This is a genomic window from Amycolatopsis sp. CA-126428, assembly GCF_002904335.1.
In the GTDB taxonomy this organism is placed as follows: Bacteria; Actinomycetota; Actinomycetes; order Mycobacteriales; family Pseudonocardiaceae; genus Amycolatopsis.
The window spans coordinates 32,486-47,521 of sequence record NZ_PPHF01000094.1 but is presented as its reverse complement, the minus strand read 5'-3'; the positions used below and the strand labels follow the sequence as shown (position 1 = coordinate 47,521).

The window sequence follows — 15,036 nt, the reverse complement described above, 5'->3', positions numbered from 1 at the left end:
GGACAAACTTCAACCAAACGCCGGAATGAAATTGTGGTTATTCTCCACCGGTTCCGCTTTCGAAAAGAACGGATTTCCCGCCGAAACTTTCGGAGCCTGTTGCTGAATCGTTCCCGGCGGTGAACCTTGACCCGAGCCCGGGGGCACGTCGGGGAGTTCCCCGATTGCCCGCGTGCGGCAGCCCGAAGAGACTTTGCCGCAAGCGTTCTTCCGCTCTCGCGCCGACGGCCGGCTCGCCGGCGATCCCGGCGGCGAGCCCGGCGGCGAATCCGGCGGTGGCGAGGCGGGTCCGGCCGGCCAGTTCGGCATCGACCTCGTGGCCGGGTTCCGGTCCGCCGACCGCGGCGGCATGGACGCGTACTTCGCCCGGATCCAGGACGTGCCGGGCGTCGACGCGGCGTTCTACAGCTACGGGCCGCTGCTGTTCTTCGCCGGCCAGCTCGCCTTGGTCACGCTGCTCGCCGCCGGGCGGCGGGTGCGGCCGTGGGCACCGGTGCTGGTGCTCGCCGAGATCATCCTGCCGCTGCTCGACAAGGACTTCATCCCGCTGGGCGCCGCACTCCTGCTCGTCGCCTCCGCCCCGCTCTTGCGGCGCGACACCGTACCCCGGTCCACTTCGGACCCGGTCGGCGCCGCCGGCCCGGCGAGCCGGGGGACTGACCGGCGAAGTGCGGGCTTGCCCCTGACGTCGCGTCAGGTTCTACGGTCGGGGGGTGAGCGAACGCAGGTGGAGCATCGGTGAGCTGGCCAAGGCCGGTGGTGTCACGGTGCGCACGTTGCACCACTACGACCGCATCGGCCTGGTGTCGCCGGGCGAACGGACGCCGGCCGGGCACCGGCGGTACACCGAGGCCGACGTGCGCCGGCTCTACCGCGTCCGGACCCTGTGCGGGCTGGGGCTTTCCCTGGACGAGGTCGCCGCCGTGCTCCGGAACGCCCGGGACGACCTCGGCTCCCTGCGCGACCTGCTGACCGCCCAGCTCGCCGGCCCGGAGGCCCGGGCCGCGCGCATCGAGGAGTCGGCCCAGCGGCTGCGGGGCTTGCTCGCCCGGCTGGCCGAAGCGGGCATGCCGGAACCGGAGCAGTTCCTCGCCACCCTGGAGCCGATGTCCGTCGACGCCGGCCGGTACCTCTCCGGCGGCCGGCTCACGACGATCACCGAACGGGCCGCACAGCTCGGCGGCGGGACGGTCGAGACCCTGAAGACCGAGTGGCTCGGCCTGTTCGCCGAGCTCCGGCGGCACCTGCTCGCCGGGACCCCCGTCGACGACCGCCCACCGCGAACTCGAACCGCTGCGGGACATCGTCGGCGACGCTCGCGTCGTGGCCGTCGGCGAGAGCACGCACCGGGTGCACGAGTTCTACAGGCTGCGCCACCTGGTGACCCGGTTCCTGGCCGAGGAAATGGGGTTCACCGGGTTCGCGATGGAGTCCGGCTTCCCGGAGGGCTGGGCGGTCCACGACTGGGTGCTCGGCGGCGACGGTGACCTGGACGCGCTGCTGCGCACCGGGATCACCTACCACATGGGCAAGTGCGCGGAGATGCGCGACCAGCTGGCCTGGATGCGCGAGCACAACCGCACCCACGACCGCAAGATCCGCTTCTACGGCATGGACCTGCCGGACTCCAGCGCGTCCGCGCTGCCGGGGGTGGTGGCCGCCTTGGCGTTCCTGGACGAGGCAGATCCGGCCTACGCCGCCGCGGCCCGCAAAGACCTGCTGCCGCTGTTCGGCTACCTGCCCGCCGACCGGAGCGGGCTGGCCCGGGCCGCGCCCGCGATCCACGCCTACCTGGCGCTCGGCACCGCGCACCGCCACGAGCTGACCGCCCGGATCGGCGAGCTGACTGAACGCCTCGGCGCCTTGCGCGTCCCCTATTCCACTGTGGACGCCGAACGGGCCGACATCGCGCTGCAGCGCGGTCACCGCGCGGTCCGCGGACGCCTTCCTCGCCGCCATGGCCGCCGCGCCGGGACGCACCTACCGGGGCGCCAACGTCCGGGACGCGGCGATGGCCGCCAACGTCGAATGGATCCTCGACCGGGAGGAACGCGTCGTCGTCGGGGCCGCCAACGGGCACATGCAGCGCCGGCCGTACCGCGTGCCGCCGATCATCAACGAGGAGCAGGTCATGCTCGGCCAGCACCTGGCCCGCTCGCTCGGCGACCGGATGGTGGTCATCGCGACGACGTACAACGGCGGTCGCGTGTTCGGCCACCGCCCCCTGCCCGACGGGCCGCCCGGCCACACGGAGGTGTTCTACGAGGACGTCGCCCCGTTCACCGAGCCGGGCAGCCTCGACGTCCTGCTCGCGAGCGCCGGTCAGCCACTCGCCCTGCTCGATCTGCGGAACGTCCCCGCGGACGGCGAAGTGGCCCGCTGCTTCGCCGGGATCGACGGCACCCGGCAGGGACCGTACAAGCAGCTGGTGAACCCCCTGGAGGCGTTCGACGCGGTCGTGCACATCGACCGGATCACGCCCTGGCAGACCTTTATCGAAGGGTGAACACCACGGCACGGGAGCCCTCGGTCCGAGGGGCTCCCGCGCCGGCGGTCAGCCCCGAGCGGTCAGCTCGAGCAGCCGGCCGGTGAGGTCGAGGTGTTCCTCGATGCTGCTGGTCAGGTAGGTGAGGTCGACGAACGTGTGGTCCGGCTTCACCAGCTCGACGATCTTGGAGACCGACTCGGCGATGACCGCCGCCTCGGTGCCGGGGTCGGGGTTCACCCGCAGTGCCACTCCCAGCGCCTGCGGGTCACGGCCGGCCCGCTCGGCGTCGGCGCGGAGCTTGGCCAGGGTCGAGGTGATCACGTCGGCGGGGAACTGCTCGGGCACCGACCAGACCGGGAGCCAGCCGTCGGCCCGCTCGGCGACCCGGCGCAGCGACTTCTCGCCGAAGCCGGCCAGGTGGATCGGCGGCTTGCGCACCGGCTTCAAGGCGACGTCGGACTCCGCGACCCGGTAGCCGACGCCGTCGTGCGACACGGTGTCCTTCGTCCACCACGTCTCGAGCAGGTCGAGCAGGTCGTCGAGCCGCTTGCCGCGCTCGGACATCGGCACGCCGACGGCCGCGTACTCGTCGGGGGACCAGCCGATGCCCAGCCCCGGGAGCAGCCGGCCGTTGCTCGCGACGTCGATGCTGGTGAGCAGCCGGGCGAAGTTGACGGGCTGGTACTGCGTCGCGTTGATGGTGCTGGAACCGAGCACCGCGGTTTCGGTCACGGCCGCGGCGATGGCCAGCGCGGCGAACGGGTCCTGTGCGGTGTGGAATTCCTCGGGCATGGTGTCGTAGCCCGGGTACGGCACCACCGGGGCGACCGGCGACAGCAGCCGGTCGCCGACCCACAGACTGGCCGCGCCGGCCCGTTCCGCCTCGCGCGCGTACCGGGCGATCCCGCCCGGCGTGGCCGCCGCCTTGCCGAACACCGGAAGGCTGAACCCAAGTGACATTGCTTCTCCCCTGAAGAGTGGACGGACTCATGCGGTCCTCAAGCCACTACTACCCGCATCTAGTTTCGCCTTCAAGTACTCTCACGGTTACCCGCCGGCCGGTGCCCGCGGCCGGCCGGCGCCTGGCAAACTGTTTCCTCCGCGAGGGAGGGAGCAGACGCTGTGGCACGCCTTCACGTCGGCTGCGCGATGTGGACCCACAAGGCGTGGTCCGGGCGGTTCCTGGCGCCGTCGCTGCCGGCCAAGGAACGCCTGCGGGCCTACGCCGGCTGGTGCAACGCGGTCGAAGGCAACACCACCTTCTACGCGACTCCCGCCCGGGCCACCGTCGAAACCTGGGCGCGGCAGACCGATCCCGGCTTCCGGTTCGTGGTCAAGCTGCCCAAGCTCGTCACGCACGAGCGCCGGTTCGCCGGGGTCGAAACCGAGATGCGGGCGTTCCTGGACGCGATCGAACCGCTCGGCGAGCGGGCGGTCCTGTGGACCCAGCTGCCCGGTTCGTTCGGCCCCTCGGACGTCGACGCCCTCGGCCGCTTCCTGCGCCGTCTCCCCGCCGGCCGCCGGCGCGCCGTGGAGGTGCGCCACCCGGAGTTCTTCACCGACGCCGGCTCGGCGTCGCTGCTGGAGGGGGCGCTCGCCGGCGCGGACGCCGAGTGGGTGCCGTTCGACACCACGGTCTTCTTCGGGCGTCCACCGGTGACCGAGGCCGAACGCGAGACCTGGGGCAAGAAACCGCGGGTGCCGCGGCGGACGCGGCCCCTGACCGACCGGCCGATCGTCCGCTACCTGGGCCGCGACTCGGCCGAGGAGACGATCGAGGGCTGGCGGCCGTGGACGGCGGTGGTCGCGGGCTGGCTGCGCGAGGGCCGCTCGCCGACGGTGTTCGTGCACACCCCCGACAACAGCGAGGCACCGGCACTCGCCCGCCGGTTCCACGACGACGTGCGCGCGCTGCTGCCTGGCATTGAGCCGCTGCCCGAGCCGGTGCCGGTCGAGCCCGCGACCCTGTTCTGACGCCTTCGATCCGGTCAGCTCGGCTCGGAGTCGCCCGAGTTGCTCATCGAGACGGCCGGCGTGGCGGGCTTTTTGGGCGCCGCGGGCGCGGCTCCGCTGGAAGACTCCCCGTCCGGCGGCCCGCGGCCGCTCGCCGGGGCCGGAACCGGTTCCCGAGAGATCGGATCGTTACACAACTTCGGCTGGTCTGGCACGTCTTGAGGTTCGTGAGAATGATCCGCATCGCCGGACTCGGCCTGGTGGCCCTGCTGCTGGCGGCATGTAGTGGTGAGACCGGCACGGTGGGGGCTGCGCAACCGGCCGGAGCGATCGGAGCGGCCGGCGCGGCCGGGACGCCGACCGTACCGGGGGTACCGGCCGCGACGGTGGCGTTCGAGGGCGGGGACCAGCTGAGCCCGAAGGACCCGATCGTCGTCAAGGCGTCGGGCGGCACGTTGCAGGCGGTCGCGGTGACGAACCCGCAGACCGGCAACGCCGTCAAGGGCGAGCTCTCGCCGGACAAGACGACCTGGACCAGCTCGGACCGCCTCCGGTACGCGTCCACCTACCAGGTGGTCGCCACCGCGGTGAACCAGGCGGGCGCGGCGACCGAACAGCGCGGGGAAGTGCACACGGTCAAGCCGGCCGGGGTCGCGACGCCGGCGCTCTTCCAGTCGGCGTCGGGTGATTTCGGGGTGGGCCTGATCATCGGCCTGAAGTTCGACCACGACATCACCGACAAGGCCACGGTGGAGAAGTCCTTCAAGGTGACGTCCTCGCCCGCCCAGGAGGGCGGCTGGTACTGGGTCGGCAAGCGCGAGGTGCACTTCCGGCCCAAGGACTACTGGAAGGCCGGCTCGACGGTGAAGCTCGAGACCACGACCTTCGGCACGCCGATCGGGGGCGGCCTGTACGGCGGCCAGGACGTCTCGGCCACCTACAAGGTGCACGACTCCTGGATCGCCAAGGCGGACGGCAAGACGCACCAGATCAAGGCGTTCCACAACGGCCAGCTGGTGCGGACCGCACCGACCAGCATGGGCAAGACCGCCGACACCCCGCCGCGGGGCGCGACCCCGACCTTCAACGGCACGCACACCGTGCTGGGGAAGGAGGACCACAAGATCATGGACTCCTGCACCTACGGCGTGTGCGAAGGCGACCCCGGTTACTACAGCGCGCCGGAGAACTGGAACGTCCGGATCTCCAACGACGGCGAGTACCTGCACGAGAACCTGAAGACGGTCGGCGTGCAGGGCAGCGACAACGTCTCCAACGGCTGCCTCAACATGAACACCGAGAACGCGAAGTGGTTCTTCGACACTTTCAACGTCGGCGACGTGGTCGAGGTCACCAACTCGGGCGGCCCGCAGCTGGCCATCAACAACGGCCACGGCGACTGGGCCATCAGCTGGTCGGCGTGGCAGGCCGGCAGCGCCCTGCACGGCTGAGGCCGCCCCGGTGGAAGGACGCCTTCGGTGCTCACGCTGACGGCGTCCCACCCCGGCGGTCGAGGTCGCGCACCGCGTAACGGTGGTGCTCGGCTTCTTCCTTCAGCACCACCTTGAGGCAGCGGCGCACGACGTATTCCTGTTCGGGATACATGTCCGCCGGCTTGCGCCCGCACACCCGGTCGAGCTCGGCGGTGGTGAGCCCGTCGACGACCCGCCGCATCGCGGCCATGCGGGCGAGGCGTGGCGCGAGCACCTCGTCGAATGTCGGGGTGGCTTCGAGGGTGAGGCCGAGCTTCGCCGCCGCGTCGGGCGGCGTGCCCCCGGCGGGCAAGCCCAGCGGGTGGTAGGGCGCTTCCTCCTCGAGCACGGCGTTGCCGAGCCAGGCGTCGCAGGCGAACAGCAGATGCCGTTGCGTCTCGACGAACGACCACTCGCCGTCGACCCGCTCCTGCAGTGCGGCCTCGGGCAGCAGCCTCGCCCGGTCGAGCGTCGCGCTCCAGACGGTCTCGATGGCGTCCCAAGCAGCCCGGTAGTCCTCGGGCGAAGCCGCATTCCGCGCCGGCACCCGCGCGGGGTGCCGCCGGTCGAGCTCAGCCTCGACATAAGCGGTCACGTCGACGTCGTTGACGACGAGGCGCTCGAAGTAGCCACCGAGGTAGACGTCGCTGCCGTAGCAGTCGACGATCTTCAGGCCGGTCACCTCGCAGTCGCGGATCTCGAGGCCCGCGAGGTCGCACAGGTGGATGCGGGCACCACGGAATCGGTCGCTCTGGACGTATTCGGAGATCATCGAAGCAGTCTCGCTGACCGGCGGCGGCGGTTACTGGAAAACGGCGAGAATTGCCCCTGACTCGCGGGTACGGTCGCGCGATGACCGACCTTCGCGAGTTCCGCCGCGCGTGCCACGAAGCGGCCCGGCGCACCGGCGGCCGGATCGTCGAGTTCCGGATCGCCGACGGTGTCACACCGAACTTCCACCAAGGGGTCCTCGACCACGGCGGCCACCGCGTGTCGATCGTGTGCACCCGGGACCGGGCGGAGCCGGCCATCGAGATCACCCGAAGCCGCCGTCGAACACAACCCTTCCTCCGCAACGCAAACAGGCTGGGCCGTCTCCCCCTCATCGAGAGAGACGGCCCACCGTAGGGAACCCAGGCTCAGCCGCGAGCCGCAGCCACCGCCGCTCCGGCCGCCTGACCGGTCGCCGGCGGCATCAGCTTCGGGTACACCTTCTGGAACTTCTCGATCATCGTCGCGGACGGGACGATCCGGTTCGGGTTGGCCTGGCCCGTCGCCTGCTTCTCGCCCCAGGCGCCGGCGGCTTTGCGCTGGTCGGGGGTGCCGTGGCTGTGGAAGCAGTCGCCGATGGAGGCGTCGAGGTAGACGACTTCCTGCTGGGTGCGGGCGTTCCAGCCGAAACCCTTGGCGTGCGCGACGAAGTAGCCGCCGTAGGCGTCGGGACCCATCTCGGAAGACTCGTTGCGCGGGTAGTTCTGGTGGGCGAAGTCGACCTGGTGGCCGTACTCGTGGCCGATCACGGACTCCACGGAGACGTCGTCGAACCCGAGAACGTCGACGGTGTCGAGCAGGCCGTCGCCGAGTGCCACGCGCTTACCGCCGAGGTTGTCGGCCGAGGCGGAAAACGCGTTCAAGGTGATCAGCGGGTTGCGGCCGCCCTGCAGGGCCGGCACTTCGTAGAGCACCTTGGTGGCGAGCGCGGCGGCGGCCTTCACCTTCGCCGGTGCGAGCCCGAGGCCGAAGGTCTGCGCCATCTTCGCCTGGCTGCCGAGGTCGGTGCCCTTCCAGGCGACGAGCTGGATGTTCCAGCTTTCGATGTCCCAGAAGCCGCGCAGCTTGTCGATCGTGGCGGTGGCGCGCGCGGTGTACTGGCCATCGGTGCCGAAGACCTGCGGGGTCTTGTCGGACGCGACGCCCTGGACGTAGAGCTGGCTGAGCGCCGACAGCGCGTCGAGCGCCTGGCCCTCGAGCGGGGTGAGCTGCTTCGCGAGCTTGTTCGCGTAGGTCAGCAGCGAACCTTCGGTACACCCCGGGATCGGGTCCTGCGCGGCCTGGGCCTGGGGGCCGATTCGCGGGATGGGCGACTCGATGAGCCGGTCGACGCCGCGCAGCGCGTCTCTGGGCAGGCCGTTGTAGAGGTCGATGACGTCCTGGTACAGCTGCGCGACATCCTCCTCGACGGTGGATGGCGTGCTGGCGGCGGCGGGAACGGCCGTGGCGAGCACGAGCGCCGCCGCGGTGCCCGCTGCCGCGAGCGTGTTGCCGAGAAATCCGGTCCGCTTGGGCAAGGTGGTTTCCCCTCTGCTGGTCCGTTTCAAGATCACCGATCGCCGCCACAGTAGGGCGGTGATTGGCGGCGGAACCGGCGCCCGGACAAGAACCCCGAAATGGCCCACGTCTTTCGGAGGATTTCGGCGGTGCGGACATCGGCCGAAAGTACTAGGGACAGGGTGCTCGGTACCGTCTGCCGATGGGGTTCACCGAGCGGGCGCGCCGGGTGCGTGACGGGCGGCTGGCGCACGGCCGGCGGGTCGCGGCGTTGTGTTCGTGTGTGGGGTGGTACCACCCGATCGGTCACCGGGCGACGTTGAGCTTCCTCGGTGAGCTGGCCGGGCCGTACCAGCACCACGAATCGGCGCTGCTGCGGGCACTCGAGGCGTTGGAGGCCAGCCGCGCGGTGTGGCGCGAGGAGGTCGCTTCGTTCCTCGACGCACGCGTGGCGCAGAAGCGGCTCGGCCGGCGCGTGCCCGCACCCGGCGGTCCGCCACCGGGCAGGATGGGCGGGCACTGGTACGCCTCGACCCCGGACGTGTCACGCCGCGCCGCGCTGCACGCGCTCAAGCTGTGGGAGCGTGACCTGCGGCCGGACGCGGCGAACCCGGAGCTGCGGTCGCTCGTGCGCTCCTGCATCGCCACCGGCGGTCGGTTGACGGCCGGGCAGCTGGACGTCCTTTCACACCAACGGATGTCGGCCGAGACCGAAGAGGTTCGCTGGCCGATCACGCTCGTGGTGTCGGCCGGCGGTCAGCTTGAGGGCTGAGCATGGGCGTGGGCCAGCTCGAACGCGCAGTTGGCCTCGTTCTGCCCGTCGCCGAGTTCGACGAACAGCGAGCAGGCGGCGGCCAGCACGTCGGTCGCCGTCGCGATGTCGCCGAGCATCGCGTGGGCGCGGCCCAGCTGGAGCCGCACCCGCGCGGTGCAGCGGCGGTCGCGCTGGCCTTCCACGATCTCCAGGGCCCGTGTCAATTGCCGCAACGCCTTCGCCGGCGCGTCCTGCTTGAGGTTGAACTCGCCGCAGCGGGTCAGCACGGCGGCCGTGCGGTGGTCGTCGCCCAGTGTCATGGCTCGTTCCAACGCTTCTTCCAGCAGCGTCCAGGCCCGCCCGGGCCTGCCCTCGGCCAGGTGCAGCGCCGCCGCGCCCGCGCGGAGCTGGATCTCGAGGTGGCGGGCGCCGGTCTCGGCGGCCAGCACGGTCGCGCGTGCGTTGAACTCCAGCGCCTCGTCGGCTTGGCCGGTCACGCGGTAGGTGGTGGCCAGGCCGCCGAGCGCACGCGCGATCCCCGGCACGTCACCGATCTCTTCGCTGATCGCCAACGACTCCCGCAGCGCGGCGAACGCCTCCGGGAACCGGTCCCAGTAGATGTGCAGCTGCCCGAGCCCGAGCAGCAGCGCGGCCCGGCCGCGGCCGCCGGGCACCCCGGTGAGCGCTTCGGTGGTGAACTGGAACCACACCTCGTTGCGGCCGCTGTGGTCGAAGTACTGCTGGCACATGATGGCCAGTTCCCAGCTGTGGTCGGTCATCCCCTGGGCCACGGCGATCTTGATGGCCGCGTGCAGCGCGGGCAGCTCGGCCTCGAACCACTCCGTGGCGTCGGTGATCGGCTCGCTGTCGGCCGGCCACCGGGTCGCGTCGCCGGGCAGCGCGGTCAGCACGCTGCGCGGCAGCCGGGCCGCCGCCTGCTCGCTGAGGGAGAGCCAGCCGCCGAGGGCCCTGGTGATGGTCTGCCGGCGTTCGGCCTCCGGTTCCTCCTCGGCCTTCTCGGCCGCGAAGCACCGCAACAGGTCGTGCAGCCGGTAGCGGGCCGCGCCCGCCGCCCGGCCGGCGGGTTCCACGAGGTGGCAGCCGACGAGGTCCTCCAGCATCCGCTCGGCCGCGCGCGCGTCGATCCCCAGCACGGCGGCGGCCAGCCACGCGCCGAAGGTCGGCACGGACAGCAATCCCAGCCTGCGGAACAGGGTCTGGTGCGTGGCGGGCAGCTGGCGGTAGCTGATCGCGAAGCTGGCGCGGACGGCGAGGTCGCCGACCGCCAGCCAGTCCAGCCGGGTCCGCTCGGCCGTCAACCGGTCGGCCAGGTCCGCGGTGTTCCAATGGGGGCGTTCGGCGAGCAGGGCGCCCGCGACCCGCAGGGCCAGCGGCAGGCCGCCGCAGTGCGCCAGCAGCGCCTCCTCGGGCCCGTGCCGCACCCCGGTGATCGTGCTGAGCAGGCTGGCCGCGTCCGCATCGCTGAGCAGGTCGAGCCGGACCCGCCTGCCGTGCTCGAGCCCGCTGAGCGTTTGCCTGCTGGTGACGAGCACCGCGCAGCCGGGCGCGGCGGGCAGCAGCGGCCGGACCTGGCGTTCGTGCTGGACGTTGTCCAGCACGATCAGCACCTTGCTGTCGACGAGCAGGTCACGCAGCAGCGCGGAGCATTCGTCCTGGTCGGCGGGCACCATGTCGACCGCGACGCCCAGCGCGCGCAGGAACCGGGGGAGCACCGTGTCGGCACCGGAGTCCCCCAGCGTCGCGAACAGCTGGCCGTCCGGGTACGCGTCGCGGACTTCGTGCGCCAGCCGCACCGCGAACGTCGTCTTGCCCAGTCCGCCGACGCCGGAGATGGTCAGCACCAGCGGCTCGCGCCGGTCCGGCGTGCGCAGGTCGGCCGCCAGCTCGGCCAGCAGGCCGGCCCGGCCGGTGAAGTCGGCGAGATCCACCGGCAGCTGCCGTGGCCGGTTCACCTCGCGCGGGGCGGTGACCGCGGGCCGCAACGTCGGTTCGCCGCGCAGGACGCCGGCGTGCAGTGCGCGCAGCGCCGGTGACGGCTCGACACCGAGTTCGGTGACCATGGTCCGGCGCAGGTCAAGGTAGACCTCCAGCGCCTCCGGGATCCGCCCGGACCGCGCCAGCACCGTCATCAGCTGCGCCCGCGGCCGTTCCCGCAGCGGATGGGCGGCGATCACCTCGGTCAGCTCGTCGACGAGCCCGTGGGTGCGGCCCAGCAGCAGGTCCGCCTCGACGCGGTCCTCGATCGCGGCCAGCCGCAGCTCGTCCCACCGGTCGGCGGCCACCCGCGCGGACGGCACGGGGATGTCGGGCAGCGCCGGGCCGCGCCACAGGCCGAGCGCTTCGTCCATCAGCCGGGTGCCCTGTTCGAGCTGCTCCTCCGCGATCAGCTTGCGGGCCGTCGCGGTGAGCGTCGTGAACCGCTCGACGTCCAGGGCTTCCGCGGGCAACTCGAGCACGTAGCCCGAGCGCCGGGTGGCGATCAACGGCCGCGGCAGGGCGCGGCGCACCCGCGAGATCAGGCCGTGGATCTGGGTCTTCGCCGTGGCCGGCGGGTGCTCGTCCCACAGCTCGTCAGCGATTCTTTCCCAGGTCACGGGCTGATTCGCGGACAGCAGCAGCACCGCGAACACGGCACGCGCCTGCGGGGAGCCGAGGTCTGTTTCGACGCCTTGCCAACCCACCCACAGCGGTCCGAGAACCTGGATGTCCCAGCAACCCTCCGGCATGTCGGAACCGTACCAGCCGGGTTCAGCCATACCAGAAAAACCGGCCGGGTACAGGACCGTTTGGGTGAATCGGCGCTATGTGCGTCCGCTCCTGGTGTACAGCGTTCGAGAAGCGGTCGCTGCGAGCATTCCCTCACCGGTGGCAACGTGGGGAGGCGTTGACGATGGATGCGAACTGGCGCCGATCGGCGCGTCGGGAGCGGCTCGAGGCTGGGCTTCGGCTGTCGCGCCGGCGGGGTCCGGGATGCGAACGGCAACCGGGTCGGAGGCCGGCCACGGCGAAGAACAAAATCGGCGCATTCCCGGTTGTCTTGATCGCGGCAATACTGGCAGCGCTCGGAATGCTCACCGGCCCCGCGGCCGGTTACGCGAGCACGCCGGCCGCTTATCCGGTCACGCCGTTCCGCATGGAATACGGCGCCGGCTTTCTCGAGGGCTCCATCACCTGGTACGCCCGCAGCATTCACACCGCGGGCTCGGTCAAAGCGGCCTCCGCGAAAAAGACGGCCGTCTTCCAAGGCGAGTCCCCCCACTGCATATCGAGTGTGGAACCACGAACGGCGTCCGTCGGCGACACCCGGGACTTCGCCGTCGACATCCCCTGCGACGCTCCGGGCGGGATCACCATCGCCTACGTCGAGCTGTGGGACTTCGACAACAGCCACTTGCACCGCGCCATCTGCACCAGGAACGGCTGCACGATCAGGGACTAGCGGCCCGGCCGGTCCGGTCAGCGCGGCTCACTGGCCGTAGGAGAAGCGGAGATCGGCGAACAGCAGTTGGTTGAGCCGCCGCCGGAGGTGGCCGGTCTTGCTCTGATCGGGGGCTTCACCGGGAGTGACCAAGGTGAATCTCAGCAGGGTCCCTCCGTCGCGCGACGCCGTCAGCGCGAACTGGATCCGATCGTCGGGCCGGCTCGGCCACAACGACGACCACACCGCCCGGCTGGGCTTCTCCGCGGCCAGGACCCGGGGTTCGACTTCGTCGGCCAGCAGGTGGAGCCACGGACGGGTGCCCGGCCGGCGAGGCTCCACGAGCGAGTCCCAGACGACCGGCGGCGGTGCCGGCAGCGTGCGTGCCCGCGAACCGATCTCGATCACCTGGGCAGCGTACGTCGATCCGGCGAGGTCCACCGCCCGCCGGCCCCGGCGAGGATCGCCGAAGCGGGTCGGGCACCTGATTCCTCGCCCATTTCCCGATGCGCGGACCGATTCGTTGGAGATTGACTTCCCGGAAACGTCGAAGATCGGCGAAAAAGGTGCCGCCGGAGATTGACTCTTACGAACGGGAAAGATCGGCGCTAGGGTCTTGCTCGCCGCCGGCGACGCATCGTCTCGATGCGCGTTACCGGGCACGCACCTTGCCGAGGCGACCGTCGCAGGGAATGAGGAGCCTGGATCGAAGCTTCCCCACCCGACCCCACGGCAGTCCGCCGGTCACCCTGCAGTGAAATGCCGCGCGAGCCCGGGCGCGTTTCCCGCGACCGCTCGATATCGGGTGCCGCTGCGTGGCGCGCTCCGGTTCCGCACCCCTGATGTCCCTGTCTCCGAGCGCCCCACGAGGACCTGATCGATGTCAGTGCACTTACCCGCGCACCACCAGGCCGCCCGCCTGCCGGTGGGGCGAGCCCTGTTCGTCCTGCCGGCCGCGATCGTCGTCACCGGCGGGATCTGGTGGTGGATGACGGCCGGGGCGCCCGCGGCGGACCGGACGTTCGTGGCCTGGTACGGCGCGGTGGCGGCCGTGGTGGTGTGCGCCGCGGTCACGGTCGCCGCGTACTGCGTGCAGGCGGTGCGCCACCTGCGGGGCCACGCCGCGGCGCTGGACGCGGAGGTCGTCCGGCTCGCCGACGACACGCTGCCCGCCGTGGTCCAGCGCGTGCGCGATGGAGCGTCGGTGGACACCGCGCTCGCCGAGGTGCCCGGGTCCGTCGACGGCGTCCACCGGCGGCTGCTGGGCACGGTCGCGCAGGAGATCGGCCGGGGAGAGCGCATGCGCGCGGCGACGATGGCGGCCTGCGCCAACGCCGCCGGCCGGGTTCAGGCGCTGGCCACCAGCATGCTGGCCGACCTGCGGGAGATGGAAGGCCGGTACGACGAGAACGTGCTCGGCGACCTGCTCAAGCTGGACCACAGCACCGCGCAGGCGGGCCGGCTGGCGGACAGCATCGCGGTGCTGACCGGGGCCCGGTCCGGCCGGCGCTGGACCAAGCCGATCGTGATGGAAAGCATCCTGCGCGGCGCGATGGGGCGCATCAGCGCCTACCAGCGGGTGCAAACGCACTCGACGAGCACCGTCGCGGTCGCCGGGTACGCCGCCGAAGGCGTCATGCACGCACTGGCCGAACTGATGGACAACGCCGCCGCCTTTTCGCCTCCGTCGGAGAACGTGCACGTGTACGTGGAGGAAGTGCACGCGGGGGTCGTGGTCACCATCGAGGACAGTGGCCTCGTCATGAGCCCCGCGGCGCTGGAGCGCGCCGTGCGGGCGGTGTCCTCCGAGCCGCTGGACCTGACCACGCTGTCCGGTACCCGGCTGGGACTGGCGGTGGTGGGGTGCCTGGCGCGCAAACACGGCCTGACCGTGCACTTCCGGCCGTCCGCGCGGGGCGGCACCGGAGTGGTGGTCATGATCCCGCGGCAACTGATCACGCAACCCGAACCGGACGCCCGGCCGGGCACGCCGAGCCCAGCGGCCGCGCCGCCCGCACCCGCCGCCGCCACGCCCGCCGCGACCGAGTCCGAAGTGGAGAGTGCGTCGTCCGGGCTGCCGCAGCGACGTCGCGGGCAGACGCTGGCGGCCGCGCCCAAGACGGGCTCGCCGCCGGCGGCGAGCCCCGCCCCGGCCCGTGCCGACGCCGGTGCGCGGTTCAGCGCCTTCCGCGCGGCCGGCCGGGGAACCCGCCCTTCCGCTCCTTCGGAGGACAGCCGATGAACACCACGGATCACGACCTGGACTGGTTGCTGGAGAACCTCCTGAGCAAGACGCCGGGCACCCGGCACGCCCTGGTGCTGTCCAAGGACGGGCTCAAGCTCTGCCACACCCGGGGGCTCACGATGGACCAGGCCGACCAGCTGGCCGCCATCGCTTCGGGCATCCAGAGCCTGGCGTACGGCACGTCGATCGAGTTCGGCGACGGGACCGGCGGCGTCCGGCAGTCGATGACGGAGTTCCACGGCGGGATGCTGTTCATCGTGGAAGCCGGCGAGGGCGCGCACCTCGCCGTGATCGCCGGCGACGACGCGGACGTGGGCGTCATCGGCCACAACATGAACGAGCTCGTCGAGCAGATCGGCGAGCACCTGACCGCCCCGCCCCGCCCCGACCCCGGCCGCGGCACCGCGGCCGGATGAC

15 protein-coding genes and 1 pseudogene are annotated in these 15,036 nt (G+C 71.6%); 11 read left to right on the top strand and 5 right to left on the bottom strand.

The genetic code is table 11. From position 1 onward, the window contains the following. The first annotated feature begins 172 nt into the window (after nt 1-172). The 4 genes and pseudogenes from C2L58_RS50620 to C2L58_RS51310 all read left to right on the top strand — a co-directional run bounded on the left by C2L58_RS50620 (nt 173) and on the right by C2L58_RS51310 (nt 2,506). Nucleotides 173-742 carry a hypothetical protein gene (locus tag C2L58_RS50620; protein WP_233225903.1) on the top strand — a complete coding sequence of 190 codons (570 nt, stop codon included), beginning with the start codon at nt 173-175 and terminating at the stop codon, nt 740-742. Then, entirely contained in the window at nt 714-1,487 is a 774-nt protein-coding gene (locus C2L58_RS24785) for a MerR family transcriptional regulator (protein WP_233225902.1), read from the top strand. The genes C2L58_RS50620 and C2L58_RS24785 overlap by 29 nt, the downstream gene beginning before the upstream one ends. Further along, nucleotides 1,405-1,821 (top strand): annotated as a pseudogene (locus C2L58_RS51315) (erythromycin esterase family protein); the annotation flags it as partial. The gene C2L58_RS24785 and the pseudogene C2L58_RS51315, both read left to right, overlap by 83 nt. 136 nt (nt 1,822-1,957) lie before the next feature. Next, a complete protein-coding gene (locus C2L58_RS51310; RefSeq protein ID WP_255410562.1) occupies nt 1,958-2,506 on the top strand; it encodes an erythromycin esterase family protein in 549 nt (182 codons plus the stop codon). A gap of 48 nt (nt 2,507-2,554) precedes the next feature. Here C2L58_RS51310 and C2L58_RS24775 read toward each other — a convergent pair whose 3' ends face one another. Continuing rightward, nucleotides 2,555-3,448, bottom strand: a complete 894-nt coding sequence (locus tag C2L58_RS24775; protein ID WP_103339998.1) for a TIGR03619 family F420-dependent LLM class oxidoreductase — start codon at nt 3,446-3,448, stop codon at nt 2,555-2,557. Nucleotides 3,449-3,637: 189 nt separating this feature from the next. Here C2L58_RS24775 and C2L58_RS24770 point away from each other — a divergent pair, with 189 nt between their 5' ends. Both C2L58_RS24770 and C2L58_RS24765 read left to right on the top strand, forming a co-directional pair. Continuing rightward, the gene (locus tag C2L58_RS24770; protein ID WP_199191420.1) at nt 3,638-4,462 is read left to right on the top strand and encodes a DUF72 domain-containing protein; all 825 of its coding nucleotides are present in this window, start codon (nt 3,638-3,640) and stop codon (nt 4,460-4,462) included. A 212-nt stretch (nt 4,463-4,674) separates the two neighbouring features. After that, nucleotides 4,675-5,892 (top strand): L,D-transpeptidase, encoded by a 1,218-nt coding sequence (locus C2L58_RS24765; RefSeq protein WP_103339996.1) that lies wholly within the window; start codon nt 4,675-4,677, stop codon nt 5,890-5,892. Nucleotides 5,893-5,923: 31 nt separating this feature from the next. Here C2L58_RS24765 and C2L58_RS24760 read toward each other — a convergent pair whose 3' ends face one another. Continuing rightward, a complete protein-coding gene (locus C2L58_RS24760; RefSeq protein WP_103339995.1) occupies nt 5,924-6,685 on the bottom strand; it encodes a DinB family protein in 762 nt (253 codons plus the stop codon). A gap of 80 nt (nt 6,686-6,765) precedes the next feature. On the opposite strand from C2L58_RS24760, the gene C2L58_RS24755 reads away from it, so the two are divergent. Beyond that, nucleotides 6,766-7,041 (top strand): hypothetical protein, encoded by a 276-nt coding sequence (locus tag C2L58_RS24755; protein ID WP_103339994.1) that lies wholly within the window; start codon nt 6,766-6,768, stop codon nt 7,039-7,041. A gap of 11 nt (nt 7,042-7,052) precedes the next feature. Here the strand turns inward: C2L58_RS24755 and C2L58_RS24750 are convergent, their stop codons facing one another. Continuing rightward, nucleotides 7,053-8,201 (bottom strand): M48 family metalloprotease, encoded by a 1,149-nt coding sequence (locus tag C2L58_RS24750; protein ID WP_103339993.1) that lies wholly within the window; start codon nt 8,199-8,201, stop codon nt 7,053-7,055. 182 nt (nt 8,202-8,383) lie between these two features. Between C2L58_RS24750 and C2L58_RS24745 the strand changes: the two genes are divergently transcribed. Next, nucleotides 8,384-8,953, top strand: coding sequence for a hypothetical protein (locus C2L58_RS24745; protein WP_233225901.1), 570 nt, complete (start codon nt 8,384-8,386; stop codon nt 8,951-8,953). Here C2L58_RS24745 and C2L58_RS24740 read toward each other — a convergent pair. After that, on the bottom strand, nt 8,938-11,682 hold the full coding sequence (locus tag C2L58_RS24740; RefSeq protein ID WP_158264165.1) for an AfsR/SARP family transcriptional regulator: 2,745 nt from the start codon (nt 11,680-11,682) through the stop codon (nt 8,938-8,940). The genes C2L58_RS24745 and C2L58_RS24740 overlap by 16 nt on opposite strands. 164 nt (nt 11,683-11,846) lie before the next feature. On the opposite strand from C2L58_RS24740, the gene C2L58_RS24735 reads away from it, so the two are divergent. Continuing rightward, on the top strand, nt 11,847-12,395 hold the full coding sequence (locus C2L58_RS24735; RefSeq protein WP_146073669.1) for a hypothetical protein: 549 nt from the start codon (nt 11,847-11,849) through the stop codon (nt 12,393-12,395). Between the two features lie 27 nt (nt 12,396-12,422). Here C2L58_RS24735 and C2L58_RS24730 read toward each other — a convergent pair whose 3' ends face one another. Beyond that, the gene (locus C2L58_RS24730) at nt 12,423-12,782 is read right to left on the bottom strand and encodes a hypothetical protein (protein ID WP_103340018.1); all 360 of its coding nucleotides are present in this window, start codon (nt 12,780-12,782) and stop codon (nt 12,423-12,425) included. A gap of 472 nt (nt 12,783-13,254) precedes the next feature. Between C2L58_RS24730 and C2L58_RS24725 the strand changes: the two genes are divergently transcribed. Continuing rightward, nucleotides 13,255-14,616 carry a sensor histidine kinase gene (locus C2L58_RS24725; protein WP_199191419.1) on the top strand — a complete coding sequence of 454 codons (1,362 nt, stop codon included), beginning with the start codon at nt 13,255-13,257 and terminating at the stop codon, nt 14,614-14,616. After that, nucleotides 14,613-15,035 carry a roadblock/LC7 domain-containing protein gene (locus C2L58_RS24720; protein WP_103339990.1) on the top strand — a complete coding sequence of 141 codons (423 nt, stop codon included), beginning with the start codon at nt 14,613-14,615 and terminating at the stop codon, nt 15,033-15,035. The genes C2L58_RS24725 and C2L58_RS24720 overlap by 4 nt, the downstream gene beginning before the upstream one ends. Nucleotide 15,036: the final 1 nt, after the last annotated feature.

Coding starts and splice junctions, on each gene's coding strand:
- C2L58_RS51310 (WP_255410562.1), top strand. CDS start 1,958: ATGGCCGCCGCGCCGGGACGCACCTACCGGGGCGCCAACGTCCGGGAC.
- C2L58_RS24775 (WP_103339998.1), bottom strand. CDS start 3,448: ATGTCACTTGGGTTCAGCCTTCCGGTGTTCGGCAAGGCGGCGGCCACG.
- C2L58_RS24770 (WP_199191420.1), top strand. CDS start 3,638: ATGTGGACCCACAAGGCGTGGTCCGGGCGGTTCCTGGCGCCGTCGCTG.
- C2L58_RS24765 (WP_103339996.1), top strand. CDS start 4,675: ATGATCCGCATCGCCGGACTCGGCCTGGTGGCCCTGCTGCTGGCGGCA.
- C2L58_RS24760 (WP_103339995.1), bottom strand. CDS start 6,685: ATGATCTCCGAATACGTCCAGAGCGACCGATTCCGTGGTGCCCGCATC.
- C2L58_RS24755 (WP_103339994.1), top strand. CDS start 6,766: ATGACCGACCTTCGCGAGTTCCGCCGCGCGTGCCACGAAGCGGCCCGG.
- C2L58_RS24745 (WP_233225901.1), top strand. CDS start 8,384: ATGGGGTTCACCGAGCGGGCGCGCCGGGTGCGTGACGGGCGGCTGGCG.
- C2L58_RS24740 (WP_158264165.1), bottom strand. CDS start 11,682: ATGCCGGAGGGTTGCTGGGACATCCAGGTTCTCGGACCGCTGTGGGTG.
- C2L58_RS24735 (WP_146073669.1), top strand. CDS start 11,847: ATGGATGCGAACTGGCGCCGATCGGCGCGTCGGGAGCGGCTCGAGGCT.
- C2L58_RS24725 (WP_199191419.1), top strand. CDS start 13,255: ATGTCAGTGCACTTACCCGCGCACCACCAGGCCGCCCGCCTGCCGGTG.
- C2L58_RS24720 (WP_103339990.1), top strand. CDS start 14,613: ATGAACACCACGGATCACGACCTGGACTGGTTGCTGGAGAACCTCCTG.